Origin of the sequence: Erythrobacter sp. SCSIO 43205 (genome assembly GCF_019904235.1) — a bacterium.
Taxonomy (GTDB): Bacteria; Pseudomonadota; Alphaproteobacteria; order Sphingomonadales; family Sphingomonadaceae; genus Erythrobacter.
Genome location: NZ_CP063202.1, coordinates 108,062 through 133,759 on the forward strand (window position 1 = coordinate 108,062; position 25,698 = coordinate 133,759).

Here is a 25,698-nt window from a genome sequence, read left to right on the forward strand (position 1 = left end):
GCCTTAGTTAAGCAAGCGCTGCCTTCAAATCTTCAGTGAGGTCGGTGCGTTCCCATGGGAAGGTATCGCCATCTGCGGTGCGGCCAAAGTGGCCATAGGCTGCGCTGATTCGGTAAATCGGCTTGTTTAGGCCCAGATGGGTGCGAATAGCGCGGGGGGTAAGCCCGCCGAGCTTGTCGATGGAATGGATCGCTTCTTCGAGTTTTGCATCGGTGACGCCCTCTGCTGCGGTCCCGTGTGTGTCGACATAAAGCGAGAGCGGCTCTGACACACCGATGGCATAGGCGATCTGGATCGTACAGCGGGTCGCAAGCCCCGCAGCCACCACATTCTTTGCAAGGTAGCGGGTGATGTATGCCGCACTGCGGTCCACTTTGGTTGGGTCTTTGCCGCTAAATGCGCCGCCACCGTGTGGGGCCGCGCCACCGTAGGTGTCGACAATGATCTTGCGCCCTGTGAGCCCCGCATCGCCATCGGGTCCGCCAATCACAAAGCTGCCGGTCGGGTTGATGTGCCATTGGGTTTCGTCGGAAATAAAACCATCCGGCAAAATCTCGCCGACAACATTCATCACATAGGCGTGCAATTCTGCCTCGTTCGCGCCCTCGTCATACCCTTCGGCGTGCTGAGTGCTGACCACAACAGCGGTGCAGGCAACCGGTTTGCCGTTCTCATAGCGCAGAGTGACCTGGCTCTTCGCATCAGGTTCAAGGAAAGGCGCAGCGCCCGAATGGCGGTCTTTTGCAAGCCGCTCCAGAATTTTGTGGCTATAATCGAGCGTTGCCGGCATCAGATCAGGCGTTTCGTCACAGGCGAAACCGAACATAATGCCTTGATCGCCCGCGCCTTCGTCCTTGTTTGAACCTTCCGCGCCTGCATCCACGCCTTGTGCGATGTGAGCTGATTGGCCGTGAAGGTGGTTTTCGAACGCAAGCGTCTTCCAGTGAAAGCCATCCTGTTCATAGCCGATGTCGCGCACGGTCGAGCGCACCGCCTGTTCGATTTCTTCCTTCGCACCCGGAGCCCAGCCGCCGTTGACGGCCCAGTCCTCGTTCTCGCTGTCATACATTGGCTTACAACGGATTTCGCCTGAGAGGATAACGCGCTGGGTCGTGGTCATCGTCTCGCACGCAACCCGCGCCTCAGGGTCTTTGGACAGCATGAGATCGACAATGGCGTCCGAAATCTGATCCGAAACCTTGTCGGGGTGACCTTCGGAAACGCTTTCAGAGGTGAAAAGATAGTTGCTGCGCATTGTGTACGTGGCCTTCCAGAACGGGGGTCCAATGGACTAGGGAGACAGGATTCTGACGCCCTTATCAAGATATAAGGAAGTCTTTATGTCTAACTCGTGAAGTCCTAGCTGCGTGCGCTCCGCAAGGCAAGTAATCTTGGAAGACCCAGCCCTAGAGTGGCTAGCACTGCTGCCCATATCAAGGGCAGCGCATTGCCAAGCTTGGAGAAAAGCGTTGGCGCTTTAGCCTCCGGGATTTGGCCATGAATAGCGTCCGCTTCGCCGCTCGCGATGTGTTGGGTGACATTGCCGTTGGCATCGATCACCGCGCTGATCCCGGTGGTGGTGGAGCGAAGGACGGGGAGCCCCTCTTCAATCGCGCGCATCCGGGCTTGGGCGAGGTGTTGCGGCGGCCCCCAGCTGCCAAACCAGCCATCGTTGGACGGGTTGAAAAGGTAATCGGGGCGATTGTCCTGATCGACCACCTGGCCGGAGAACACGATCTCGTAGCAGATTTGAATGCCCGCTTTGCCGTGTATGCCGAGGTCCAGCGTCTCAGGGCCCGGGCCGGGGATGTAGGGAATCGTGCCCGAGGTTAGCCGCGACAGGCCAATAGCGCCAAGAATGTCTTCCATCGGCAGATATTCGCCATAGGGCACCAGATGCTCTTTGGCGTAGTGGTCGGTGATCTCCCCCTCACCGTTGATAGCGAGCACCGAATTGCGGGCCGAAAGCGCGCGCGGGATGCCGTCTTCGCCTTCGCCAATGTTGAGGTTCACAACGCCTGTCAGCAGGGTCGATTGCGGGCCGATCACCGTGCCGATCCGCGCCCTAGCGAACGCCGGGTCAGCGCCCGCCGTCATGCGGGTGTAGTAGCGCTGCGGATAACCGTCTTCGAGATAATCCGGCACCGCGCTTTCGGGCCACAGGACGAGGCGCGATTGGTCGGAATTCTTGGCGGTGAGGCGGGCAATGCGCTGAAACTGCTCCTCGAATTTGGAGCCGTCGTTGATTTCCTCTTGCGGGATCAGCGGCTGGACGAGGGTGTAGTTGATGTCGGTCTTGTCGATAAGATCTAGGCGAACTCGCCTATCATCCCTTTCCATAAGGAAAGCTAGATTGCCGAGGAATGCAGCTGCTACAAGCACCATCTCCCAACGCCTCTTGGACCATGGGGCGCTTGGCAGAAACGCAAGAAATGCAGCGTAGAACAAAGTTAATCCGGACAAGGCGTAAGTTCCAAGCCACGGAAGTAATGTAGCCATGCCGGCGGAATCCCAATCCCCCAGCAATATCAGCCCCAAAGGCGGCCATGGATAACCCGTAAATACCCAGCTCCTCAGCCATTCGGTCACAATCCAAGCGCTTGCGAGCACTGCGCCAAACGCCAGCACACCACTTCGCCGCGCGAGCAAATGCGCTACCAGAGCCGCCAGCGCGGGATAGACCGCGAGGTAAATGCACAGAAGCGGCACCGCCACCCAGCCGAGCAACTCGGGCATATCGCTTTGATAGGTGAAGGCGGTCGCGATCCAATTGTTGGCGAGCGTCAAATGCGCCCAGCCGAAACTCCAACCAATCCATAAAGCGCCGCGCCAGCCGCTCGCTTGGCGCAAATGCGCGATCCACAGCGCAAGTGCGGGAAGCGCGATCCACCAGCCATGCACGGGGGGATAGCCAAGCGCGGCCACCAGCCCAAGAAACGCCGAGGTCAACCCCGGCCATTTGCTCGCGAATTCAGTGATACGGCTCCAAACGGAAGCCAGCCTGCTATCACCAGGGTCCAGCGCCGCGTCGCTCATACCCGCAACCCCCTCAAGCCTAGGGTAGCTGCTTAGCCGACCGCTTCGAGGTCGCTGTCGTCATCGGACGCAGCGCCGATGGCGGGGGGAAGAACCGAGGTGTCGATTTCACCCTGATCATCCGCCTTTTTGCGACGGGTCCGCTTTTTCGGTGCCTCATCGCCATCACCCTTGTCCGCTTTTGGTTTGCGGGCGCGGCGCTTGGGCTTGGCGTTTTCTTCATCGGCGCTTGCCGGTTCGCCCTCATTGCCTTCTTCGCCCTGATCGTCTGAGGCGTTTTCGTTCTGGGCATCATCCTGCTGATCGTCGCGGCGCGAGCGGCCACGGCGATTGTTATTCCGGCGACGGTTGTTGTCGCCATCCTCATCGTCGCTGTCGTCATTATTGCCGCCGCGCTCTTCATTGCGCTTTGCGCGGGCCTCTTCCTGACGCGCCTTATTGTCGGCGATCACGCGGAAATAATGATCGGCAAACTGCAGGTAATATTCGGCCTGAACACGGTCGCCATTATGCTGTGCGTCCTGCGCAAGCTTCTTGTACTTGTCGAGCAGCTGGGGCGCATTGCCCCGTGCGCGGCTGTCGATCCGGTTCTGATTGTTGCCGCCGCCCTGGTTGCCACGGTTGCCGCGGCCACGACGACGATTGTTATTGCGATTGTTATTCAAGGAAAATCTTCCTGTTTATGGCCGAGATGCTTTGTTCAATCTTGCACCTGAGGCCAGCAGACCTTTCGTCTAACGCGCCGCCAACGCGGCTTTCTCAAATCCTGTTTTGCCTGACCCGTGGGGAGCCCCCGCTAAGGTCGTTCACAAAGAATTTGGAGCTTGGTTCAGCGTTTCGCGTCGATGCGCGAAGCGGTGTTCCGACTCGATAGCTAGCGAGCCTTATTGCTTTTGCCAAGCCCTGATGACTTTTTCGTCAACGAAGGATTAGCGCACGCGGCCTTCCCGCAAGGTCATTGCGTACCGTAACGTCAAAGCCATGAGCTTTGGCAATGGTGGTAACGGCCTTTGATTGCGCGGCTCCGATCTCGAAAACCGCGATTGCGTTTTCAGTCATCAACCCGCGCATCTGAGGGAGGAGAATGCGATAGTCATCAAGCCCCTCTGCTCCTGCGAAAAGCGCTGACGCGGGCTCAAACTCGCGCACGTCCGGGTCGAGCACCGCAGCGTCCTCAACATAAGGCGGGTTGCACAGGATAAGGTCGAATTGGCCCAGATCATCCGCCCACCCCTCGCTCGTCCAATCGCGCAGCGTAAACTGCGCGCGAGTTTCGTCCAGGCCGAGCGCACGAGCATTGCGTTCTGCGACTTTGAGCGCGGCTGATGATTTGTCTGTTGCACAGCCACTCGCCTCCTTCAGCTCCAGCAAAGCCGTTACCAAGAGAGCGCCCGTTCCCGTTCCAAGATCCAGCACACGCCGTGCTTCTGGAGCGTATTCGAGTGCAGCGTCGATCAGAACCTCACTATCCCCGCGCGGGATCAGAGTGTCGGGAGTGACCGAAAAGTCGCGCCCGTAAAACTCCTGGTTCCCTGTGATGTGAGCCACAGGTTCGCGAGTTGTACGTCGGGCGATCAAATCACCATAAGCAACTGGTGCAGGGTCCGCCATATGCCGCAAAAGCATATCAGAGCGGCTCACCTTAAGCGCGTGCGCCATAAGCAATTCAGCATCGAGCCGTGCGGTGTCGCTTGTGGCTCCAAGCTTTGCGGCGGCGGCGCGGATTGCCTCAGCGACGCTCACTCCGCCAAAGCCGCCAGCCGCTTGGTCTCGTCCTCTGCGATCAGTGCCTGCACCAGTTCATCGAGCCCAGTGCCTGCGAGCACCTCTTCAAGCTTGTGCAGCGTCAGACCAATGCGGTGATCGGTGACGCGGCCTTGCGGGAAGTTATAGGTGCGGATGCGCTCTGAACGGTCGCCTGACCCCACCATCGCCTTACGCGCTTCGGCTTCGGCCCCTTGCGCTGCATCGCGCTGCGCTTCGAAAAGCCGCGCGCGCAGCACCTGCATCGCTTTTTCTTTATTCTTGTGCTGGCTGCGCCCGTCCTGACAGGTCACGACGAGGCCCGTCGGCTCGTGAGTGATACGAATGGCGGAATCGGTGGTGTTGACGTGCTGACCGCCTGCGCCGCTCGCGCGGTAGGTGTCGATTTTGAGGTCGCCAGGATCAATCTGAACGTCCACCTCATCGGGTTCGGGCAGGACTGCTACAGTCGCGGCAGAGGTGTGGATACGCCCCCCGCTTTCGGTAACAGGTACGCGCTGGACCCGATGCACGCCGCTTTCAAATTTGAGCTTGGCGAACACACCTTGGCCGGTGACATTGGCGACGATTTCCTTGAAACCGCCCACTTCTGACGCGTTCATGGAGACAGGCTCGACCCGCCAACCCTGCTCGGCCGCGAATTTTTCGTACATACGGTAAAGGTCGCCTGCGAAAAGCGCCGCTTCATCGCCGCCCGTGCCAGCGCGAATTTCGAGCATGGCAGGTTTGCTGTCAGCCCGGTCGCGCGGGAGCAGAGCGATGGCGAGAGCGCGCTCTTTTTCAGGGAGCGCCTCGTTAATCGCGGCGAGTTCTTCGGCTGCCATATCCTTCATTTCCGGATCAGCGAGCATTTCCTCAAGCCCTGTGATCTCCTCGCGAAGGCTCGTAACTTCAGCGGCAATCTTGGCGACAGGCTCAAGCTCCGCGTAATCGCGGCTGGCCTGAACGAATTCATCGCCTTCGAGAGTTCCGCTCGCCATGCGAGCTTCCAATTCGGCGAAGCGATGGGCGATTTGGTCGAGACGTTCTTTTGGGATGGTCATTATTAGCTACTCTCTTCGTCATTCCGGCGAAGGCCGGAATCCAACCTGATCGGGACGGTGACGCCGCCCTGGATCCCGGATCAAGTCCGGGATGACGAAGATGGCTAGACCTTGTCCTTCAAGAAGTCGGCGAGGGCCTGGTCAATTGTCTCACCCGAATAGCCATAGTAGCCACTTTCATTGACCCTCAAAATGGCCCTTGGGTCCTGCTTGACCGCTTTATCGTAGCGCTTTTTCTTGGAGCCTGACGCAATCATATCGCTCACGAAGCCAGCCTTGCGCAAATCGCTCAAAAGCTGCGTTGCGTGAGGAAGGCCAGCGTCATTTTCGAGCAAAACCATCGCTTCGAGGGGGTCGGATTGCCGCTCCCCCACCAACATCGCTAGCCGCTCGATCCCCGCAGCCCAACCGACCGCTGGTGTCGGAGGCCCGCCGAGGCTTTCCATCAGGCCGTCATAGCGCCCGCCGCCAAGGACGGTCGATTGCGAGCCCAAGGCACCCGCAGCCGCCGAGCCTTCATCCGGGATGAATTCGAACGCCGTGTGACGGTAATAATCGAGCCCGCGCACGAGGCTCTCGGCGCGCTTCCACTTCACGCCTGCCGCATCAAGCCCGCTGGTGACGCTCTCGAAGAACGCGAGCGCCTCGTCAGACAAGAATTCATCAATCTTGGGCGCATCCGCCACAAACGCCCGGTCGCGCGGGTCTTTGCTGTCGAGGATGCGCAGCGGGTTTTTCTCAAGGCGTTCCTGGCTGTCCTCTGATAATTCACCACGCACCTTGGCGAAATATTCGATCAAGCCAGCGCGCCACGCATCTCGGCTCGCCGCATCGCCGAGCGTGTTGAGATGCAGTGTCACGCCCTCAATCCCGAGCTCTTTCAAAAGCTGATCGGCCATCGCAAGCAGCTCGACATCGGCCTGCGGCTCGCCCGCGCCCAAAATCTCTGCGTCGATTTGGTGGAACTGGCGATAGCGGCCTTTTTGCGGGCGCTCGTAACGGAAGAGTGGTCCGTGCGTCGCCAGTTTCAAAGGTGCGTGTTGTTGCCAGCCGTTGGTGAGATAGGCGCGCGCAATCCCGGCGGTGAATTCAGGGCGAAGGGTGAGCGAATCCCCGCCGCGATCTTCGAAGGAATACATTTCTTTGGACACCACATCGGTCGTCTCACCAATGGCGCGGGAGAAAACCTCGGTCTTCTCGAACACCGGCATTTCAGCGCGCCGGAACCGGTAAAGCTTCCTCACCCGCTCAAACGTCTCAACCACGAAGGCAAAGCTTTCTGCTTCGGGTCCAAAGATGTCCTGGGTGCCGCGAATGGCTTTGGGAGTGTTCTTGCTCATAACTCTTGTATGTCTCAGGCGTCTAAACTGTGCCGCGCGATTACGACTAAGGAAGGTCTTTCGCAATGGCTTGCAGGTCGCTAGAGGCGCTTGGCAACCAGAGCGGGCGCAATTGCCTGCCGCAATTATCAGGAACCTCTCAATGCGTATCGACATGATCCCTACCGGGGACAATCCGCCAGAAGACCTCAACGTCATCATTGAAGTGCCCACCGGCGGCGAACCGGTAAAGTACGAGTTCGACAAAGCCAGCGGCGCGCTTTTCGTGGACCGTATTCTCCACACGCCCATGCGCTATCCTGCCAATTACGGTTTTGTGCCGCACACATTGTCGCCCGATGGCGACCCGCTTGATGCGCTGGTGATTGCGCGCTCGCCCTTCATTCCGGGCTGCATTGTGAAAGCGCGCCCTATCGGGGTTCTGAACCTCGAAGACGAACATGGCGGCGACGAAAAGCTCGTCTGCGTGCCGATCAACTCGACTTTCCCTTACTATTCAGATGTGGGCGAGACGAAGGATTTGCCTTCGATCATCCTGCAACAGATCGAACATTTCTTCACCCACTACAAAGACCTGGAAGCCGAAAAATGGGTGCGCATCGGTAAATGGGGCGATGCTGCAGAAGCACGACAAGTCGTCACCGAAGCGATCGAGCGCGCCAAAACTGGCGGTTAAGCTCTAGTGCAATGATTGCGCGATTTTCGCGGCTCGTTCTTAGACGAGTGCGAAAATCGCCTTGCACAGACCGGTCAATGCCAGCGGCAGACCGATTGCCATTACCCACAGCATAATAGTGTCGCGGCGAAACGCGCCTGCGAACGCTGGATCGACCGCCTCTTCGTCCGACATCACGGTCCAGCGCCGCTCAAACCAGCGGCAAGCCGGGATGATGGCAGCCACAAGAATAACCAGAGCGATGTAGGGAAGGATCGATGCCATCCCCTGATTGAGCGCTTTGACTGTCATGAAAATTTGCAAGGCGGTGTAGACCAGAAGCGCATAAGCGACGTGATCGCTCATGCGTTTGCGCCAATCCTTGACGCTTTCACTTTGCCTATCAGCAACCTCGTGCTGGTGTGACAGCTCTCTCATATGCACGCTCCCCAACGGCTTTCTCTCTCTGACGTGAGTATCTCAAAGAGTGCCGAGTCTTGCAAGCACAGTAACCAAAGTGAAATATCGCGACCTGCAAGCGGGCCCAACGCACGAAAAATTAGGGGGTTTTTCTTAGAAGAGCGTTGTCAAAACGGCGGCTCTAGCAAAAATCTTGCCAATTTGTCTTATGACCCTTTTCGCGAGGGCAAGGACGATGCTAAGCGAGAATCGTATGAGTGATACAACGACCTTTGATACGCCACCCGACGCGTCGCGCGAGAGCGTGATTGATGCCAATGCCCCAATGCCCGATGGCGGGCTGGAAGTTGTCTCTATTGCCAAAAGTTATGACAAGCGTGCGGTTTTAACCGATATTTCGCTGACCGTGGCAAAAGGCGAGGTGCTCGGCCTGCTTGGCCCTAATGGCGCAGGCAAGACCACCTGCTTTTATTCGATCATGGGTCTGGTGAAGCCTGATTCTGGCCGCATCCTGATGGATGGCGAGGATGTGACGAACCTGCCGATGTACCGGCGGGCCATTCTGGGCCTTGGCTACTTGCCTCAGGAAACCAGCATTTTTCGGGGCATGACAGTTGAACAGAACATCAACTGCGTGCTTGAAATGGTCGAACCCGACGCCCAAACGCGCGCGCGCGAATTGGAGCGGTTGCTTGATGAATTTGGCCTTACTCGCCTTCGCGAAAGCCCCGCCATGGCATTGTCAGGTGGTGAACGGCGACGGTGTGAAATTGCGCGCGCTTTGGCTGCCAAGCCTTCGATCATGCTCCTCGATGAACCTTTCGCCGGGATTGATCCGCTCTCGATCAGCGATATTCGCGATCTTGTGAAGGATTTGAAAAGCCGCGGGATCGGGGTTCTCATCACCGATCACAATGTGCGTGAGACTTTGGACATCGTGGATCGCGCTTGCATCATCTATGGCGGGCAAGTGCTGTTTGCAGGAACACCGCAAGCATTGGTCGCGGATGAAAACGTCAAGCGGCTTTATCTCGGCGAAAGCTTTACGCTCTAGGCCCACCCCCTATGGCCCTTGGTCCACGCCTCGACTTACGCCAATCACAACAGCTGGTGATGACGCCCCAGCTGCAGCAGGCGATCAAACTGCTCGCAGCCTCAAACCTTGAGATTGAGACATTCATTGGCGATGCACTGGAGAGCAATCCGCTGCTCGAAAGCGGCTCTGTTTCTGCTGACAATGATGGGCCTTCTGGCGAGGCGGACGACATCCCGCGTGAGGAATTCACCAGCGATCAATTGATGGCTCAAGGTCAGGGCGAGAGCGAGGCACCGCTCGACATTGATACAAGCGCGCTCGACCGCGACCGCGATACGGGCGAGGCCGATGTTGGAGGGCGCGCGGGACCGTCGGATGCGGAGTGGGGTGCGGCTGGCAGTTCAGGTGGCGGGCTCGACGATTTGCCGGGGCTGGAGGCCACCAAAGCTGCAGAGCTCACGCTCGCCGAGCATCTCGACGCGCAAATTGGCGGGCTTGCTACAAACCCGCGCGAAGAATTTGTCGCGCGCCACATCGCGGGGCTGCTCGACGATGCGGGCTATCTGAGCACGCCCTTGCGCGATGTGGCCTATGATCTGGGCGTCGATATGGATTGCGCTGAGGACGCGCTTGAGGTGGTCCAGATGTGCGATCCCACCGGCGTTGGCGCGCGCGACCTTGGCGAATGTCTCGCGCTTCAGGCGAAAGAGGCAGACCGCTATGATCCAGCGATGGCGACGCTGCTCGCCAATCTCGATCTGCTGGGCAAGGGTGAGATTGCGCGGCTCAAACGCCTGTGCCGTGTCGATGATGAAGACTTTGCCGATATGCTGCGCGAACTTCGCCAGTATGACCCCAAGCCAGGCCTCGCTTTCGCCTCATCAACAAGCGAGGCTGTCATCCCCGATGTGCTCCTGAATGCAAAGGATGATGGCGGCTGGGACATTCAGCTTAATGAAGACACGCTCCCGCGCCTTGTCGTGAACCGCGACTATTTTGTCGAACTTGGCGGTGAGAGCAAAACCGCCGATGCTGAAACGCAAGGCTGGCTGAAAGAGAAGCTTGCCGATGCACATTGGTTGATCCGCGCGCTGGACCAACGTCAGAAGACGATCCTCAAGACAGCGGCTGAAATCGTGAAGCAGCAGGACGGGTTTTTCCGCCGCGGCGTATCCGAACTGCGCCCGCTCACTTTGCGCGAAGTCGCCGAGCAGATTGATATGCACGAAAGCACGGTCAGCCGCGTAACCTCGAACAAATATCTGTGGTGCGAGCGCGGCACGTTCGAGCTCAAATACTTCTTCACCAGCGGCGTTTCCTCCTCGGACGGCGAAGGCGCATCTTCGGAAGCGATCAAGGCACGGATCAAGGCGCTCACCGATGCAGAGGACCCCAAAAAGGTTCTCTCCGATCAGAAACTCGCAGACCTGCTCAATGAGGAAGGCTTCGGCCTAGCGCGGCGGACGGTTGCGAAATACCGCGAGGCGATTGGGGTGGGTTCGAGTGCGGAGAGAAGGCGCGCGAAGAAGCTGGCGGGGATTTGACGATTACCTAAGCGCGGCGTTCGCTCTTTGACGCTGCCAATTTATTCTCAATTTGCTGGCGAACCTGCGCAAAATCCTGTCTCTTTACAATCCAATTTTTGAACCGTGGCTGCCAACGCCCTCGCCCCTTGACCGTGCCTCGTACCGCCTCAATCAACCGCTCGACTGGCGGGTTTCTGATGGCCACCTCGCTATTGCCTAGTGCGACAAATTTAATCTCGCCATATGGCGACACAATGGTTGAGAGATCAGGCTCATCCTGGCTCGCTTGTTTTTTCGCCGCGTGCAGCACACGCACATTAGAATTGGCTCTCTGTTCTTGTATCGGATCGATAGTCGGTTCCAATCCAAGCCGCTTCTCCCAGTCGAAAGTTATTGGGGTATGCGCACTGCACAGCTTATCGCCAAGCTCGCGCAGCCAAGCCTCATCCCGTTTTTCCCAAAGCGCGGCCGCCGCCATTTTCAGTGCGGTCATTGCCCCAAGTTCATTTGCTTGACGTTCCCACCATTCACCAAATTGGTCGGATTTCACGACCGTCACATCCTCTGGCATCTTACGGCGATCAATACTCGCGGTCGGAGCAAGCAAAACGAGTGGAAAGACTTCGAGGTAGCCATAGCCATTGAGCTTTAACCAGCGTTCAAGCACGATGGCTTGGCGGCGGGCCTGACTTACGGGAGACGGTACAGGCTGTGGCTTCTTGCCATACCAAACGGTCCACTCACCGTGCTCATTGCATTGCAATCGTCCGCCATAATTTTTCGTCTCGCAAAGCCAGAGACGCCCCTGCAAACGGTGAATTGCAAGGTGATCAATTTGAGCAAACTCGTCATTCACCGCTATCCGCAAATCGTGGACGATGCCGATAGATTTAGATTGGCCAAATTCACGGTTCATAAAATAGGCCGCGTCTCGCTCGCCTTTCCTGCCGGAACATAAATTTGCATATTCTTTATCAAGGCGGCGCTTCTGCACTTCGTCACAGCGGCCAGCCAAGCGCGTTAGTTCCAGAAAATCCCCGGCGCGGTCATCGGATTGCTTAAGAATCAAGATGCACTCTCCTCTTCAGTCCTCCGAAGTAGCCTGCAAGAATTAAGAGACAGTATTGCGCGCCATTCGATCATTATTTGCCGATACACGCTAGAGCCATGGAGATTTCCTACAACGCCCCATGGCGACTATGCCAGCGCTCAAATGGTAACCCTTTCTTCGTCAATCCTAACGCCCATCACCCACCCATTTGGCAGAAAATATTTTCGCCCCTTGAACAGTGTCTCAAGTGTCTCAAACGCCCCGGTCAAACCCTGATCCCTTCACTACGTATTCCCCCTGCGACTCGCCGGAATTGCTTGGTTTACGCTAAATTAACCTTTTCCGTTCAGAACTTGTGTGGTTAATAGAGGGCAATATCTCTTAGCGAGACGTTACCAATAACCTTTTACGTCCATCCGATGGGGCAAATAGGGGACCAGAAATGCGAGTGTTGTTGATTGAAGACGAGCCGACAACGGCAAAAGCCATCGAGCTTATGCTGACCACTGAAGGCTTTAATGTCTACTCAACCGATCTTGGCGAAGAGGGCCTCGATCTGGGTAAGCTGTATGATTACGATATCATCCTGCTCGACCTGAACCTGCCTGATATGCACGGCTATGACGTTCTTAAGAAACTGCGCGTTGCCAAGGTGCAAACGCCGGTTCTCATCCTCTCGGGCATTGCCGAGATGGACAGCAAAATCCGCTCCTTCGGTTTTGGCGCAGACGATTATGTGACCAAACCCTTCCACCGCGAAGAGCTGGTGGCGCGTATCCACGCTGTTGTGCGGCGTTCGAAAGGCCACAGCCAGTCGATCATCCGCACTGGTAAGCTTGCGGTTAACCTCGATGCGAAAACCGTCGAAGTCGATGGCGCACGTGTTCACCTGACGGGTAAAGAATATGCGATGCTTGAGCTTCTCTCGCTTCGCAAGGGTACGACCCTCACCAAGGAAATGTTCCTGAACCACCTTTACGGCGGCATGGACGAACCTGAACTCAAGATCATCGACGTTTTCATCTGCAAGCTGCGCAAGAAATTGAGCCTTGCTTGCGGCGGCGACAACTACATCGAGACAGTGTGGGGCCGCGGCTATGTGCTTCGCGATCCGCACGAGGATGCCGAAGCCGCGTAAGCGCCTCGCACCAAACACGAACTTCAGCGCGAAACGCCCGGTAGCCAAAAGGCCGCCGGGCGTTTTGCTTTCCTACAGGCTTAGTGGTGGTTTACGAGCCCCGGTCAACGAGCCTGGCGTAGTCGCTGCCCGAAGGCTCTTGGAATAGCTGCAAGTCAAACTCGGACACAATCGCGATCAGGTGATCGAAGATGTCGGCCTGAATGCCTTCATAGATCTCCCAGGCGGTTGTGTCGGTAAAGCAATAAAGCTCCAGCGACACGCCTTGCGGGCCGGGGGCAAGCTGGCGCACCATCAAGGTGAAGTCATTGTTGATGTGCGGATGCCAGCGCAAATAGGCCTCGATATAGGCGCGCAATGTGCCCAGGTTGGTGAGGCGCCGAGCATTGACGGGCGCGTCCTCGCCTTCAAGCTCCCTTGCGTTCCACTCGGCAATCTCTTCGCGCTTATCGGCAAGGTAGGCCTTGAGCATTTTGAATTTCTTGAGGTCCAAAACCTCCTCATCGGAAAGGAACCGCACCGAATTCTGATCGAGATGCAGCGCCCGCTTGATCCGCCGCCCCCCGCTCTCAGCCATCCCGCGCCAGTTCTGGTAGCTGTCAGCGACGAGGCGATATGTGGGGATCGACACGATGGTCTTGTCGAAATTCTGCACCTTTACCGTGTGAAGCGAGATGTCGATCACGGTGCCATCTGCGCCCATGCTGGTCATGGTGATCCAGTCACCCACGCGAAGCATATCGTTAGTGCTCAGCTGGACGCTGGCAACGAGACTGAGGATGGTGTCTTTGAAAACGAGGAGCAAAACCGCCGTGATCGCGCCAAGCCCGCTTAAAAGCAGGAAAGGGCTTTCGTTAATTAGGATGGAAATCAGGATGATCACCGCGCCGCAAAGGACGATAATCTTGACGACTTGCAAATAGCCTTTGATCGGGCGATTTTTCGCCTGCGGGCGGCGCTCATAAACCTCATTCACATAGGTCAACGCCTTGACGATTCCCATTGCGATGGAAAGAACGATAACCGACTGACTGACATCAGAAATCAGCTCCACCGCCCAATCTTCTAGGCCCGGTACAAAGCCAATACCCTTGGAAATCACCAGCAGCGGGGCAACGGTTGCAAACCAGGTGGCTGATCGGTCGATCGTGCTGCTCTTGCGATCCAGATACGGCGCAGCAATCCGCAAAATCACGTCTTTGAGAATGAAATTGACGAGGAGCGAGGCAATCAGAAGCCCGGTGACGCCGATGACACTTTGTGCCCACAAGGGCTGAGCGGAGAAAAAGGCCAAAAGCTGTTCCATATGCGGTGCGATATAGGAAGGAGCGGCGCAGCCTCAAGCGGCTTGCCCCTCTAATGGCTGGACAAATCCCCCCTCCTCCGACTAGCGAGCCTTCGCATGAGCGCATTTAAAGAAGGTGATCCGACGACATTGAGCAGGCTTTATGGCCGCTCGATTGGCAAACCCCTGAGCGCGAAGCAGCAGGGGCTGGTCGATAATCTGTTGCCGCAAATCGCTGTGCCTGCGGAAGGTCCGGTGACGGCTGAACGTCTGTTTGGCGAAGACTGCCAGATGCATTTCGAGATCGGCTTTGGCGGGGGTGAGCATTTGGCCTACCGCGCAGATTTGCTTCCAAATCATGGGTTTATCGGCGCAGAACCGTTTATTAACGGGGTCGCGCAGGCGTTGACGCACGTCGATGATGGCAAGCTTTCAAACGTGCGCCTTCACGCAGGGGACGCCTTGGAAGTGCTTGGCCGCGTGCCGGACGCATCGCTTTTGATGGTATATCTTCTCCACCCCGATCCTTGGCCCAAGAACAAGCACGCTAAGCGCCGGATGATGAACGACGGCCCGGTTCAGATGATCGCGGACAAGTTGAAACCGGGCGGTGAATTCCGCTTTGGCACCGATCACCCGATCTACGTGCGCCATGCGCTAATGGTAATGCAGCGCTTTACGAACGAATTTGAATGGGTCGTGGAGGGCCCGGAAAGCTGGCAAAACCGCCCCTCGGGCTGGTGCGAGACGCGCTATGAAACCAAAGCGCGCAATGTGTTCGGTCACGAGGTTTGGTACTTCCGGTTCAGGAGAAAGTGAGCCGGAGACGGAGCAGGCAGGCGGATCTTGAGAAGCGATTTAGTAGCCAAGTTCTGTTGGTGTGACTTCTGAATATCGAGATAGAAGCTTAGCGACTTTTGGATTGGTAGCAGGTTTCTTGCCCTTTGATTTCAGGCAATGATCCAAGCATTCTATAATCGCTTTGAGCTTAGTCGGATTGGCCGAGGGAATACTAGCACTGTTTAGTGTCTGCGGTTGCTTCTGAAAGCTCCTATTGAACAGTCGATCATGATGCGCGCATATGTTTCGTAAATCGACAAAAGCATCTTGCCAGCTCTGAAATACCGCGGTCGATGGAACCCCGAAGCCTCTCGCAACACCTCCTCTTGTTGTTCCGTCTAGACACTTGAATAAACGTCCAGCAGCCCCGAAGGTTAGAAATTCTTTCATCGTCCAGATGGGTGGCAGGAGCGGTGGGTTGTATTTTGCCCGGTAGTGCTTCGCTCTCTGATCCTTGCTTTTATCATACGTGGAGAGAAGCATTTGGTAGGCTTGTGCGTGTGCTTTCGCATTTTTGAAGGCAGCAACATTTTCGTAAGGGTGACCACCGAAGCGCTGGCTTAGTTCTTCTGACATCGCATTGCGAAATAAGAGTTCGTATTTGCCGATCGCATCAAAGCATATGGCCCGAAGCTTCTCGTCGAATTCGTAAATGCGCAAGATGTCTCGGTAAGATGTGCCGTGCAAGAATGGTCTGTGGGCTAGAGTATGGTCACGGCGGCTCAGAAAATAGATTCTCAGGCGCTCATAGCCGATTGAATCAATTTTCTTTGCCGCCACATTTGGCTGTGGAATATGTAAGCCACGGGCGCGCAAATGAGTTACTCTCTGAAGAGCGGTTGCGTGAGGTTTGGTGTAAGGGATTAACGTCATTAGAATAAAAAAGGACCGCCCTTTTGCACTCCTCTAAGAGGACGTGTGGCGGCCCATGACATGATCTGAATAGATATAAAATTGCATTTTTGCAAGTCTATTTTGTCTCGATTAGCGATAGTATATTCTCAAATATTTGAAATACCATCGGTAAATCGTCAGCGCTAACCCACAACCCCCGCGCTAGCCAGCACCGCCAGCGTCAACACATCGGGCGCAATCGCTGTCATTGGCGCAATCTGCACTGGCTTCTCCATGCCCAAGAGCATTGGACCAACCGTCGTGTTGGACCCAAGCTCACGCAGCAGTTTCGCAGACAGGTTCGCCGATTGAAGACCCGGCATGACCAGCACATTGGCAGGGCCGGACAAGCGGCTGAACGGGTAAAGCTTCATCACCGCAGGGTTGAGCGCTGCATCGGGCGCCATCTCGCCTTCATATTCGAAGTCGCAGCCTTCTTCATCAAGAATACCAACGGCTTTACGAATATCGGCAAGCCATTGACCCGACGGATTGCCGAAGGTTGAATAGGACAGGAACGCCACACGCGGTTCGTGACCCATTCGGCGCGCCACAGCAGCGGTTTCGCGCGCGATATAGGCAAGCTCGCTTGCGCTGGGCCGCTCGTTGATGGTGGTGTCGGCCAAGAATGTTGTGTGGTTCTTCCCGATCATCATGTGGATGCCAAACGGCAGCGCGCCCGCTTTCTTGTCGAGCACAAGGTTCACCTCGCGCATGGTCTGGGCATAGGTGCGCGTGAGGCCTGTAATCATGCCATCGCCATGCCCAAGCGCGACGAGAAGCGCAGCAAAGACATTCCGCTCCTGATTGACCATGCGGCGCACATCACGCTCAGTATAGCCGCGCCGTTGAAGGCGGTCATAAAGATAATCGACCATCGCAGGCACGTGCTCGCTATCGGCTGAGTTCTGGATCTCAAAGCTTTGCGGGTCAGAAACCGACAGCTGGTGAAGCTTGTCGAGCACCGCTTTGGTGCGACCCACGAGGATGGGCGTGCCATAGCCAAAATCGCGGAACTGGATCGCGGCGCGCAGTACAACCTCTTCCTCGGCTTCGGCAAACACCATGCGCTTAGGATTGGCCCGCGCCTCGTTGTAAACGCCCGTGAGGACCGAAGTGGTAGGATTAAGGCGCGATTTGAGAGCGTGCTTGTACTGGTCGAAATCCTCGATGCTCGCTTGCGCAACGCCTGAATCCATCGCAGCCTTGGCGACAGCGGAAGAAACCACTTCGATCAAACGTGGATCGAAAGGCGCAGGGATGATGTAGTCGGTTCCAAACTTCTGGTTTTTGCCATAAGCGCTCGCGACTTCCTCTGGCACCTGTTGGCGCGCGAGTTCCGCAATCGCAGTGGCAGCGGCGACCTTCATCTCTTCGTTGATCGTGGTCGCCTGCACATCGAGTGCGCCGCGGAAGATGAAGGGGAAGCCAAGCACATTGTTGACCTGGTTGGGAAAATCGCTGCGCCCGGTGGCGATGATTGCATCGGGACGCACGGCTTTTGCTTCATCCGGCATGATTTCAGGCGTTGGATTCGCCATTGCAAAGATGATGGGCTTGTCCGCCATATCGGCGACCCATTCGGGCTTGAGTGCGCCAGCAGCAGAAAGACCGAGGAAAATGTCAGCGCCCTTAAGAGCCTCTTCAAGGGTGGTCGCATCGGTTGCCACCGCATGAGCGCTCTTCCATTGGTCGACATTGTCGCGTCCCGGCGTGATCGGTCCTTTGCGGTCGCACATGATCACGTTTTCGTGACGCACACCCATGGCTTTGACGAGAGCGGTACAAGCGATCGCCGCCGCACCAGCGCCATTCACGACGACTTTGACATCTTCGATCTTGCGGTCGGTGAGGTAGCAGGCGTTGAGCAGGCCGGCTGCGGTAATGATTGCAGTCCCGTGTTGGTCATCATGCATGATCGGAATGTTCATGCGTTCGCGAAGGGCGGCTTCAATGATGAAGCATTCAGGCGCCTTGATGTCTTCTAAATTGATGCCGCCAAAGCTTGGCTCCATCAGGGCAACCGCTTCGATGAAGGCTTGAGGGTCTTCGGTCGCCAGCTCAATGTCGATTGAGTCCACATCAGCGAAGCGTTTGAACAGCACCGCCTTGCCTTCCATGACGGGCTTCGATGCCAGTGCGCCAAGATTGCCAAGGCCAAGGATAGCCGAACCGTTGGAAATCACCGCCACAAGGTTCGCCTTTGCGGTGTAGCGCGCGGCGAGCGATGGATCACCGGCAATCGCTTCGACAGGAACGGCCACACCGGGGGAATAGGCAAGCGACAGATCGCGCTGCGAGGTCATCGGCTTAGTCGCGACGATCTCAAGCTTACCTGGACGGATAGTCTCGTGGTAAAAGAGCGCTTCGCGGGCGGTAAATCCGCCCTTGGGTTCGTCTGACATAATGGGCCCCCTAAAGTGTAGCGTGCTGAGTGTCGCCGATGGAACGTGTTGTCTTGGCGTGGGTTTATCGTGAAGCCTTAGCCCGCCGCTCCCCGGTTGAATAGTGCCCAATCTCACATTGTCGGAAGCAGACAATCGCGGGAGCGAACACGAGAGCGGACACGGGGGCGGATAAGTGAGTTGCCCGCCCTTCCCGAATCGCGCCCACGCTGGTTAGGCCTGTTGCGATGGCCGGCTCGAAAACATCCTCTGGCAAACCCACTCCGATGATGGAGCAGTATCTTGCGCTTAAACGCGAGGCTGAAGGCTCGCTCCTGTTTTATCGGATGGGCGATTTTTTCGAGCTGTTTTTCGATGATGCGAAGGTCGCAGCCGACATTCTCGACATTGCTCTAACGGCACGGGGCGAACATGACGGAGAGCCTGTCGCAATGTGCGGTGTGCCGGTGCATTCAGCCGAAGGCTATCTGGCACGGCTGATCAAAGCAGGGCAGCGCGTCGCGATTGCTGAACAGGTGGAAACACCGGACGAAGCCAAAGCGCGGGCAAAACGCGAGGGCAAGCCATCATCCAAAGTGCTGGTCGCGCGCGATATTGTGCGGTTTGTGACAGCGGGAACGCTCACCGAAGAGGCTTTGTTGGAGCCGCGCCGGGCTAACCTCTTGGTTGCCGTATGCGAGGTGCGGGGCACTTTGGGCATTGCTTCGTGCGACATTTCAACCGGATCAATGGTGCTTGAAGAGTGCGAGCCTTCGCTTCTGAGTGCAACGCTCGCGCGCCTTGGCCCTAGCGAAGTTGTCGTGCCTGAGGATTTCGAACATTCGCTGGATGAGGCGGCGACACAGGCGAAGAGCCTGTTTGCAAGCGATGAGGGCGCTGAGCGACTGAAAGCGCTCCACGGCGTATCCACGCTTGATGGCTTTGGCGAATTTTCGCGGCCGATGCTGGCGGCGGCAGGCGGGCTTATCGCTTATCTTACCCATGTTGGGAGAGGCGAATTGCCTTTCCTCCTGCCGCCAAGCTCGCGCGCGGGCGCGCTGTGCATGGCGATGGACGAGGCGACCCGCACCAGCCTTGAAATCCTCGAAGCGTCGGGCGGCGGGCGCGCAGGAAGCCTTGTCGCAACGCTTGACCGATGTTCGAGCGGTGCGGGATCGCGGGCTTTGGCAGAGGATTTGTCAGCGCCGCTCCTTGACCAACAAGTAATTGAGGATCGCCTGGCGCTGGTGCAGTTCTGGCTCGATCGTCCGATTGAGCGGGCAAACTTGCGCGATTGCTTGCGAGCTTTGCCCGATTTTGGCCGTGCCCTTGGGCGTATTGTCGCAAGTCGCGGGTCCCCGCGAGACTTGGGGCAGGTGCGCGATGGATTGGGCGAAGCGGCGCGTCTTTATGACTGGCTCACAAGAGAGGCGGATCGCCCTGCCCTGCTCGACCAACTACTGCCAAAGCTGACCGGCCACGGGGCTCTGGTGGACGAGCTGTCGCGTGCGCTTGTTGCATCGCCTCCCACCGAGCGCTCGAACGGCGGCTTTATCGCTGAAGGGTATGACGCGAGCCTCGATGAATTGCGCGCAATGTCAGGCAGCGCGCGGCGCGCGATCGCCGCTATGGAAGCGCGTTATCGTGATGAAACGGGCATTGCCTCGCTCAAGATCAAGCACAACGGTGTGCTTGGATATTTCATCGAAGTGCCCAGCCGCCATGCCGATGCCCTGATGGCACCGGACAGCGGCTTCACCCATCGCCAGACGATGAAAGGCGCGGTTCGGTTCAACTCGCTCACCCTGCACGAAGAAGCATCTCGCGTCTCCGAAGCCGGAGGCCGCGCACTGGCTTTGGAAGAGGCGCATTTTGAAGAGCTTTGCCGGGCGGTTGCGCAGGTGCGCGAGGCGATTGCCGCCACCGCAGCGGCTCTGGCGCGCATTGATGTGTCCGCTGGCAATGCCGAACGCGCGAGCGAAGGCGATTGGGCGCGGCCCGAAATCTCCCAAAGCGGCGCGCTCAATATCATCGGTGGGCGCCATCCGGTGGTGGAAGCCGCGCTTGCGAAAGCGGGTGAGCGCTTTGTCGCCAACGACTGCAAGCTCAAAGACGATGATCGCCTGTGGCTCATCGGTGGGCCCAATATGGGCGGTAAATCGACCTTCCTCCGCCAGAACGCGCTCATCGCTCTGATGGCGCAAGCCGGGTGCTTCGTGCCTGCGACTTCTGCCCATATAGGTCTTGTTGACCGCCTCTTCAGTCGCGTTGGGGCCTCCGACAACCTCGCTAGGGGTCGTTCAACCTTTATGGTCGAGATGGTCGAAACCGCAGCCATCCTGAGCCAAGCGACCTCACAAAGCCTTGTAATTCTGGACGAAGTGGGTCGGGGAACATCGACCTACGATGGCCTCGCGCTCGCATGGGCAGTGGTTGAGGCGGTGCATTCAAAAATCGAGTGCCGCTGCCTTTTCGCAACGCACTATCACGAACTTTCCCGCCTTGCTGAAACCTGCAAGCAATTGTCGCTTCACCATGTGCGCGCGCGTGAATGGAAGGGCGATCTCGTCCTCCTCCACGAGCTTGCCGAAGGGCCTGCGGATCGCTCTTACGGGCTGGCCGTGGCAAAACTGGCGGGCGTTCCCAAGAACGTCATAGCGCGGGCCTCTCAAGTGCTTGAAAAGCTTGAAGCGGCGCGCAATGAAACGGGAGGCTTGGCCGCAGGGCTGGGCGAACTCCCGCTATTCGCTGCTGCGGCGGCAAGCGCGCCTGCTGAAACCAGCGAAGAAGCGCTCGCCCGGCGGCTGAAAGAGGCGGACCTCGATGCGCTTTCCCCGCGTCAAGCGCTCGACCTTCTTTATGACCTGAAAAAAGGATTGGACTAACGCCCGCTAAGCGTTTGCCGAAAACCAAACCTTAACCATCGCGAGGCTATCTCCTCCGTCATGTCCAATTCAATTTTCGGAAATCCCAAGATCGCACTCGGCTTTGCCGGGGGAGTTGTGGCCATCGCACTGGTCGCGAGCCTTGTGCTCAATGAGTATAAGCCCGGTGCGCAGCCCGCCGCTGAACCTGTGGCCAGCGCACCTGTGCCTGAGGCGGCTCCAACTGCGCCTGCCGAGCAGGGCTTTGCCGATGGAACGGGAGCGGGATGGGGCGATGCTGGCGGTGGCGATGCCGGATGGGGCGCCGCACCTGCGCCGCGCGCCGCGTCACAAAAGCCCAGCTTTACCGGCCCATCAGCCGCAGACCCGTTTGCCGACCTTGGCGCAATGGACAACGCGCCCACCCGTAACGCCGGCGGACGCAGACGCGACAGCGCGGGCGGCCCGACCATCACGTCGAGCGCAGCACCAAACGCACCCGCTGTTGAGCCACCAGGCGGCGAAAGCCGTGGCACCCTCAACACCACTGGCTAATCGCAATCAGCGCGTGGGGACTGGTTCCTCGCCAGTGTAATCGTAAAAACCGCGGCCCGTCTTGCGGCCAAGCCAGCCTGCTTCGACATATTTGACCAGCAAAGGCGCAGGGCGATACTTGCTGTCGCGCGTGGTTTTGTAGAGCACTTTGATAATATCAAGACAGGTATCAAGGCCAACGAAATCAGCTAGTTGCAGCGGACCCATCGGGTGGTTGAGGCCAAGACGGCAACCCTTGTCGATGTCTTCAATCCCGGCGGTCGATTGGCCCAGCACGAAGACGGCCTCGTTGATCATCGGCAAGAGAATGCGATTGACAACAAAGCCGGGTTCATCCTGGCTCAGCACCACTTCTTTACCCAAACCTTGCGCAAATTCGGTGACGCAGTCGGTCGTGTCCTTGGCGGTGGCAAGGCCGGGAATGACCTCGATCAGGCCCATGACAGGCACCGGGTTGAAGAAGTGAAGCCCGATAAAGCGCGCAGGGTCAGGCGAATGGTTCGCCATGCGTGTGATGGGAATAGAGCTGGTGTTGGATGCAAGGATCGCATCATCGCTCAAAACCTTGCCCGCTGCCTCGAAAATAGCGTTCTTGATCTCTTCGCGTTCGGTCGCTGCCTCAATGATGAGATTGGCCTCAGCCATCGGGGCATAGTCAGCAACCGGCGTAATCCGGGCAAGCAGTGCCTCTGCAGCATCGGCTTCCATCTTGCCGCGCCCAACCAGTTTCGCGACCGCTTTGTCGACCTTGGCCTTACCCCCTTCAGCGGTTGCCAGATCAACGTCTGAAAGCATCACCTGCATACCATTTGCGGCAACAGTTTGAGCAATGCCGGTGCCCATTTGTCCGGCTCCGATTACGGCGATTTTTTGCATAGCAGCAGGTCCCTTCGCAAGTGCAGCATGGGCTACTAGCGAAGGTTTGGCCAAATGACTAGCGGTTAGCGCATCACCGGTTGGCGCCGGGCACCCATTTAATGTCTGCCTTACCCGCATCATTGGCATCGCGGCCAAGAACAAAAAGGTAATCGGACAGCCGATTGATATAGCGAAGCGCAGCAGGATTAACGGGCTCCTCGCCCGCAAGAGCGGCCATGGCGCGTTCGGCCCGCCGCGCAGCGGTGCGCGCCAAATGCAGACGCGCGGCAGCTTCTGTGCCGCCGGGCAGAATGAAGCTGGTGAGCGGCTCAAGCTTAGCGGTCAAACTGTCAATCTGATGCTCAAGCCATTCCACTTGTACCTCGATGATGCGCAAGACCATGTCGGAAGGGGCAAAATCATCGTCCTTGCCCGCCGGTGTCGCCAAATCAGCGCCCAGATCAAACAGATCGTTCTGGATGCGGTAGACGGCATCGGCCGATGCACCCGAAAGCTTGCGAAGGGCAAGACCAAGCGCTGCGTTCACCTCGTCAACCGCGCCAATCGCTTCCATGCGCGCTGCGTGTTTGGGAAGACGTGAGCCATCGACAAGGCCCGTCGTTCCATCATCGCCTGTGCGCGTATAAATCTTGTTGATTTTGACCATGGAAAAGCGCGGCGCTATTCGCCGCCAGCGCCCGCAATCACGGCAATCAGAGCGATCACGGCGATGGCCATGGCCTGATATTTGATCCGGGCAAACATCGCCTTGTTCTGCATTTCCTGCATCTCAGGCACGGTTTCCGCCTCACCGCTATCAAGGTCAATCTTGGTGGTTTTGAGGAAAGCGATAATCCCGCGCACCAGCGAAAAGACGACAAGCGCACACAGCACCGCAAGGACAATGATCAGAAAATAATTCATGGGTTATAAATGGTCCTTACGCCTTCAAGTTCCAAGCTCGAATTTTTGCATCCTGAGTTGTTCGGCAAGCACGCGGCCATCATCGCCCGCCTCGCGCCGCGCTGCAAGGGCGGGTGACCCTCGCCTTTTAGCAAGTTTTTCGCCCCTTTCATCGAGCACAAGCGCATGATGGTGATAGGCTGGCGTTGGCAAGTCGAGCAGCGCCTGAAGCACGCGGTGAATATGGGTCGCTTCAAACAAATCCCGACCTCGCGTGACCAAAGTCACCCCATCCGCTGCATCATCAAGGGTGGCGGCCAAGTGATAGCTTGCCGGCTCATCGCGCCGCCAAAGCACTACATCGCCAAGCTGATAGGGGTCGCAAAACTGCACGCCGTCGAAGTCGTCATACCATTTAAGCTGACCCGTTAGCCGATCCGCAGCCTCCAAGTCGAGCCGCCATTGGACCTGCGTATCTGCGGGGATAACCACGTTCTTGCACGTGCCGGGATAGATCGGACCCATCGGCCCCATCTTTGCCCCAGCCGCCTGAACATCGGCCCGCGTACAGCGGCAAGGATAGACAAGGCCAGCCGCTTTCAACCTTGCAAAAGCCGCCTCGTAAGATGCCAGCCGCGTGGACTGGGCGGGCACCTCCTCCCATTCAAGGCCAAGCCACTCGAGATCGCGACGAAATTCATCGGCCAGCTCAGGACGCGAGCGCGCGCCGTCAATATCCTCGATCCGAACAAGAAACCGCCCCCCGCTCGCCTTCGCCAGGTCATGCGCGACGATAGCGGAATAGGCATGACCCAGATGCAGCGAGCCATTCGGGCTGGGCGCAAATCGCGTGATGCAAGGTCGGTTTGAAGCAGTCGGGGTGCTCATGCCTTTATCTGTGCCACAGGAGTTGTCCTCAGGCTATCCACACGCTGTTCCTGTGGATACCCACAATGTCACATATTTGACTCTGACACCGCCTAGGTCATGTTCAACATCAATCAGAAAAGGATTTGCGAACCCATGTTCAAAGCCGAACTGATCGAAACGGCGGCGCGCTATCGCAGCGCTGAGGACGATGCGGGCAGTCATCTCTCAGCCTGCCCTGCGCTTGTGCTGAATGCCGATTACACTCCGCTTTCCTACTATCCCTTGAGCCTGTGGCCATGGCAGACCGCGATCAAGGCGGTGTTCCTTGACCGGGTGGACATTGTCGCAAGCTATGATCGCGAAGTGCACTCGCCCAGCCTCGACATGAAGATCCCAAGCGTGATTGCATTGCGGCAATATGTAAAGCAGAGCGAGTTTCCCGCCTTCACGCGCTTTAACGTGTTTTTGCGCGACAAGTTTACCTGCCAATATTGCGGTTCGGGCGAAAACCTGACCTTTGACCACGTGATCCCGCGCCGCTTGGGCGGAAAGACCACTTGGGAAAACATCATCACCGCGTGTGGAACCTGCAATATGAAAAAAGGCGGGCGCACTCCGAAACAGGCCGCAATGCCAGTGCAGGCTCGCCCGATCCGCCCGACCAGCTGGCAATTGCAGCAGCAGGGCAAGATGTTCCCGCCCAATTATCTGCACGAAACTTGGCGCGACTGGCTTTATTGGGACATCGAACTGGAAGCTTAGAATAGCTGGAGCTCAGCGCGCCTCAAACGCGCGCCCGATCAACCCTCTAAAACGCGGGTTTCGGGGTGATGTTTATCCAGATGCTTTTTCAAAATGCGCAAGTTTTTGGTGTTGGAGCGGTAGAAGAAATCGGCTGCATCCCCGACCAGCGGCACAAGACCAAGAAGCGTATCGAAAGCAACATTGGCACCCATACGGGTCAGCTGAAACTTGGAAAGGCCGAGATTGCGCGCTTCCCACACGATGTAAGCGCCAAGCGCAGTGGTCACAATATCGCCAACGACCGGGATCAGACCGACAATAGCGTCAAGCCCGATCGGCATATTCACACCGGGAATCCGAAAGGAGCGCTCAAGCAATATCTCCAATGCTTCGACCCTTGCCCGAACCGAATGTGGATCCGTGCCAGTGGGAAGCGAAAAGCCCATCGTTTCTGCATGAAGCCCGGCATCGTTTTCCTGCCCGTCTGCTTTG

Annotated in this window: 24 protein-coding genes; 8 read left to right on the forward strand and 16 right to left on the reverse strand. The window is 57.4% G+C overall.

Translation table 11 applies throughout. The annotated features are described in order from the left end of the window. Nucleotides 1–7: 7 nt before the first annotated feature. The 6 genes from metK to hisS form a co-directional block, all read right to left on the reverse strand. Nucleotides 8–1,255 (reverse strand): methionine adenosyltransferase, encoded by a 1,248-nt coding sequence (gene metK / locus INR77_RS00525; protein WP_223072028.1) that lies wholly within the window; start codon nt 1,253–1,255, stop codon nt 8–10. A gap of 104 nt (nt 1,256–1,359) precedes the next feature. After that, the gene (gene lnt, locus INR77_RS00530; RefSeq protein WP_223072029.1) at nt 1,360–3,036 is read right to left on the reverse strand and encodes an apolipoprotein N-acyltransferase; all 1,677 of its coding nucleotides are present in this window, start codon (nt 3,034–3,036) and stop codon (nt 1,360–1,362) included. Between the two features lie 32 nt (nt 3,037–3,068). After that, the gene (locus INR77_RS00535) at nt 3,069–3,701 is read right to left on the reverse strand and encodes a DUF4167 domain-containing protein (RefSeq protein ID WP_223072030.1); all 633 of its coding nucleotides are present in this window, start codon (nt 3,699–3,701) and stop codon (nt 3,069–3,071) included. Nucleotides 3,702–3,954: 253 nt separating this feature from the next. Then, a complete protein-coding gene (gene prmC, locus INR77_RS00540; protein WP_223072031.1) occupies nt 3,955–4,779 on the reverse strand; it encodes a peptide chain release factor N(5)-glutamine methyltransferase in 825 nt (274 codons plus the stop codon). Further along, nucleotides 4,776–5,843: a peptide chain release factor 1 gene (prfA, locus tag INR77_RS00545; protein ID WP_223072032.1), complete on the reverse strand. Its 1,068-nt coding sequence runs from the start codon at nt 5,841–5,843 to the stop codon at nt 4,776–4,778. Before prfA ends, prmC begins: the two co-directional genes overlap by 4 nt. Nucleotides 5,844–5,947: 104 nt before the next feature. After that, nucleotides 5,948–7,183 carry a histidine--tRNA ligase gene (gene hisS, locus INR77_RS00550; RefSeq protein ID WP_223072033.1) on the reverse strand — a complete coding sequence of 412 codons (1,236 nt, stop codon included), beginning with the start codon at nt 7,181–7,183 and terminating at the stop codon, nt 5,948–5,950. Nucleotides 7,184–7,325: 142 nt separating this feature from the next. On the opposite strand from hisS, the gene ppa reads away from it, so the two are divergent. Next, a complete protein-coding gene (gene ppa / locus INR77_RS00555; RefSeq protein WP_223072034.1) occupies nt 7,326–7,859 on the forward strand; it encodes an inorganic diphosphatase in 534 nt (177 codons plus the stop codon). 39 nt (nt 7,860–7,898) lie between these two features. Here ppa and INR77_RS00560 read toward each other — a convergent pair whose 3' ends face one another. Continuing rightward, a complete protein-coding gene (locus INR77_RS00560; RefSeq protein WP_223072035.1) occupies nt 7,899–8,276 on the reverse strand; it encodes a hypothetical protein in 378 nt (125 codons plus the stop codon). A gap of 235 nt (nt 8,277–8,511) precedes the next feature. On the opposite strand from INR77_RS00560, the gene lptB reads away from it, so the two are divergent. Beyond that, on the forward strand, nt 8,512–9,312 hold the full coding sequence (lptB, locus tag INR77_RS00565) for an LPS export ABC transporter ATP-binding protein (RefSeq protein WP_223072036.1): 801 nt from the start codon (nt 8,512–8,514) through the stop codon (nt 9,310–9,312). A gap of 11 nt (nt 9,313–9,323) precedes the next feature. Next, a complete protein-coding gene (rpoN, locus tag INR77_RS00570; RefSeq protein WP_223072037.1) occupies nt 9,324–10,838 on the forward strand; it encodes an RNA polymerase factor sigma-54 in 1,515 nt (504 codons plus the stop codon). Nucleotides 10,839–10,845: 7 nt separating this feature from the next. Here rpoN and INR77_RS00575 read toward each other — a convergent pair whose 3' ends face one another. Further along, on the reverse strand, nt 10,846–11,814 hold the full coding sequence (locus INR77_RS00575) for a nuclease-related domain-containing protein (RefSeq protein WP_223072038.1): 969 nt from the start codon (nt 11,812–11,814) through the stop codon (nt 10,846–10,848). A gap of 499 nt (nt 11,815–12,313) precedes the next feature. On the opposite strand from INR77_RS00575, the gene ctrA reads away from it, so the two are divergent. After that, on the forward strand, nt 12,314–13,009 hold the full coding sequence (ctrA, locus tag INR77_RS00580) for a response regulator transcription factor CtrA (protein ID WP_223072039.1): 696 nt from the start codon (nt 12,314–12,316) through the stop codon (nt 13,007–13,009). Nucleotides 13,010–13,100: 91 nt separating this feature from the next. Here ctrA and INR77_RS00585 read toward each other — a convergent pair whose 3' ends face one another. After that, nucleotides 13,101–14,315: a mechanosensitive ion channel family protein gene (locus INR77_RS00585; RefSeq protein ID WP_223072040.1), complete on the reverse strand. Its 1,215-nt coding sequence runs from the start codon at nt 14,313–14,315 to the stop codon at nt 13,101–13,103. A gap of 96 nt (nt 14,316–14,411) precedes the next feature. Here INR77_RS00585 and INR77_RS00590 point away from each other — a divergent pair, with 96 nt between their 5' ends. Beyond that, nucleotides 14,412–15,113 (forward strand): tRNA (guanosine(46)-N(7))-methyltransferase TrmB, encoded by a 702-nt coding sequence (locus INR77_RS00590; RefSeq protein WP_223072041.1) that lies wholly within the window; start codon nt 14,412–14,414, stop codon nt 15,111–15,113. 39 nt (nt 15,114–15,152) lie between these two features. Here INR77_RS00590 and INR77_RS00595 read toward each other — a convergent pair whose 3' ends face one another. Both INR77_RS00595 and INR77_RS00600 read right to left on the reverse strand, forming a co-directional pair. Beyond that, nucleotides 15,153–15,950: an Abi family protein gene (locus INR77_RS00595; RefSeq protein ID WP_255573841.1), complete on the reverse strand. Its 798-nt coding sequence runs from the start codon at nt 15,948–15,950 to the stop codon at nt 15,153–15,155. A gap of 221 nt (nt 15,951–16,171) precedes the next feature. Then, a complete protein-coding gene (locus tag INR77_RS00600) occupies nt 16,172–18,433 on the reverse strand; it encodes an NADP-dependent malic enzyme (RefSeq protein WP_223072043.1) in 2,262 nt (753 codons plus the stop codon). Between the two features lie 227 nt (nt 18,434–18,660). Here INR77_RS00600 and mutS point away from each other — a divergent pair, with 227 nt between their 5' ends. Next, nucleotides 18,661–21,297 carry a DNA mismatch repair protein MutS gene (gene mutS / locus INR77_RS00605; protein ID WP_370632253.1) on the forward strand — a complete coding sequence of 879 codons (2,637 nt, stop codon included), beginning with the start codon at nt 18,661–18,663 and terminating at the stop codon, nt 21,295–21,297. 60 nt (nt 21,298–21,357) lie between these two features. Continuing rightward, entirely contained in the window at nt 21,358–21,831 is a 474-nt protein-coding gene (locus INR77_RS00610) for a hypothetical protein (RefSeq protein ID WP_223072044.1), read from the forward strand. Between the two features lie 6 nt (nt 21,832–21,837). Here INR77_RS00610 and INR77_RS00615 read toward each other — a convergent pair whose 3' ends face one another. The 4 genes from INR77_RS00615 to gluQRS all read right to left on the reverse strand — a co-directional run bounded on the left by INR77_RS00615 (nt 21,838) and on the right by gluQRS (nt 24,480). Further along, nucleotides 21,838–22,707 (reverse strand): 3-hydroxyacyl-CoA dehydrogenase NAD-binding domain-containing protein, encoded by an 870-nt coding sequence (locus INR77_RS00615; RefSeq protein ID WP_223072045.1) that lies wholly within the window; start codon nt 22,705–22,707, stop codon nt 21,838–21,840. Between the two features lie 73 nt (nt 22,708–22,780). Further along, nucleotides 22,781–23,356 (reverse strand): cob(I)yrinic acid a,c-diamide adenosyltransferase, encoded by a 576-nt coding sequence (locus tag INR77_RS00620; protein ID WP_223072046.1) that lies wholly within the window; start codon nt 23,354–23,356, stop codon nt 22,781–22,783. Nucleotides 23,357–23,370: 14 nt separating this feature from the next. Further along, the gene (locus INR77_RS00625; protein ID WP_223072047.1) at nt 23,371–23,613 is read right to left on the reverse strand and encodes an HIG1 domain-containing protein; all 243 of its coding nucleotides are present in this window, start codon (nt 23,611–23,613) and stop codon (nt 23,371–23,373) included. Nucleotides 23,614–23,637: 24 nt separating this feature from the next. After that, a complete protein-coding gene (gene gluQRS / locus INR77_RS00630; protein ID WP_223072048.1) occupies nt 23,638–24,480 on the reverse strand; it encodes a tRNA glutamyl-Q(34) synthetase GluQRS in 843 nt (280 codons plus the stop codon). Between the two features lie 135 nt (nt 24,481–24,615). Here gluQRS and INR77_RS00635 point away from each other — a divergent pair, with 135 nt between their 5' ends. Further along, nucleotides 24,616–25,224, forward strand: coding sequence for an HNH endonuclease (locus tag INR77_RS00635; protein WP_223072049.1), 609 nt, complete (start codon nt 24,616–24,618; stop codon nt 25,222–25,224). Between the two features lie 38 nt (nt 25,225–25,262). Here the strand turns inward: INR77_RS00635 and INR77_RS00640 are convergent, their stop codons facing one another. After that, nucleotides 25,263–25,652 (reverse strand): DUF4112 domain-containing protein, encoded by a 390-nt coding sequence (locus INR77_RS00640; RefSeq protein WP_223073330.1) that lies wholly within the window; start codon nt 25,650–25,652, stop codon nt 25,263–25,265. Between the last annotated feature and the right edge of the window lie 46 nt (nt 25,653–25,698).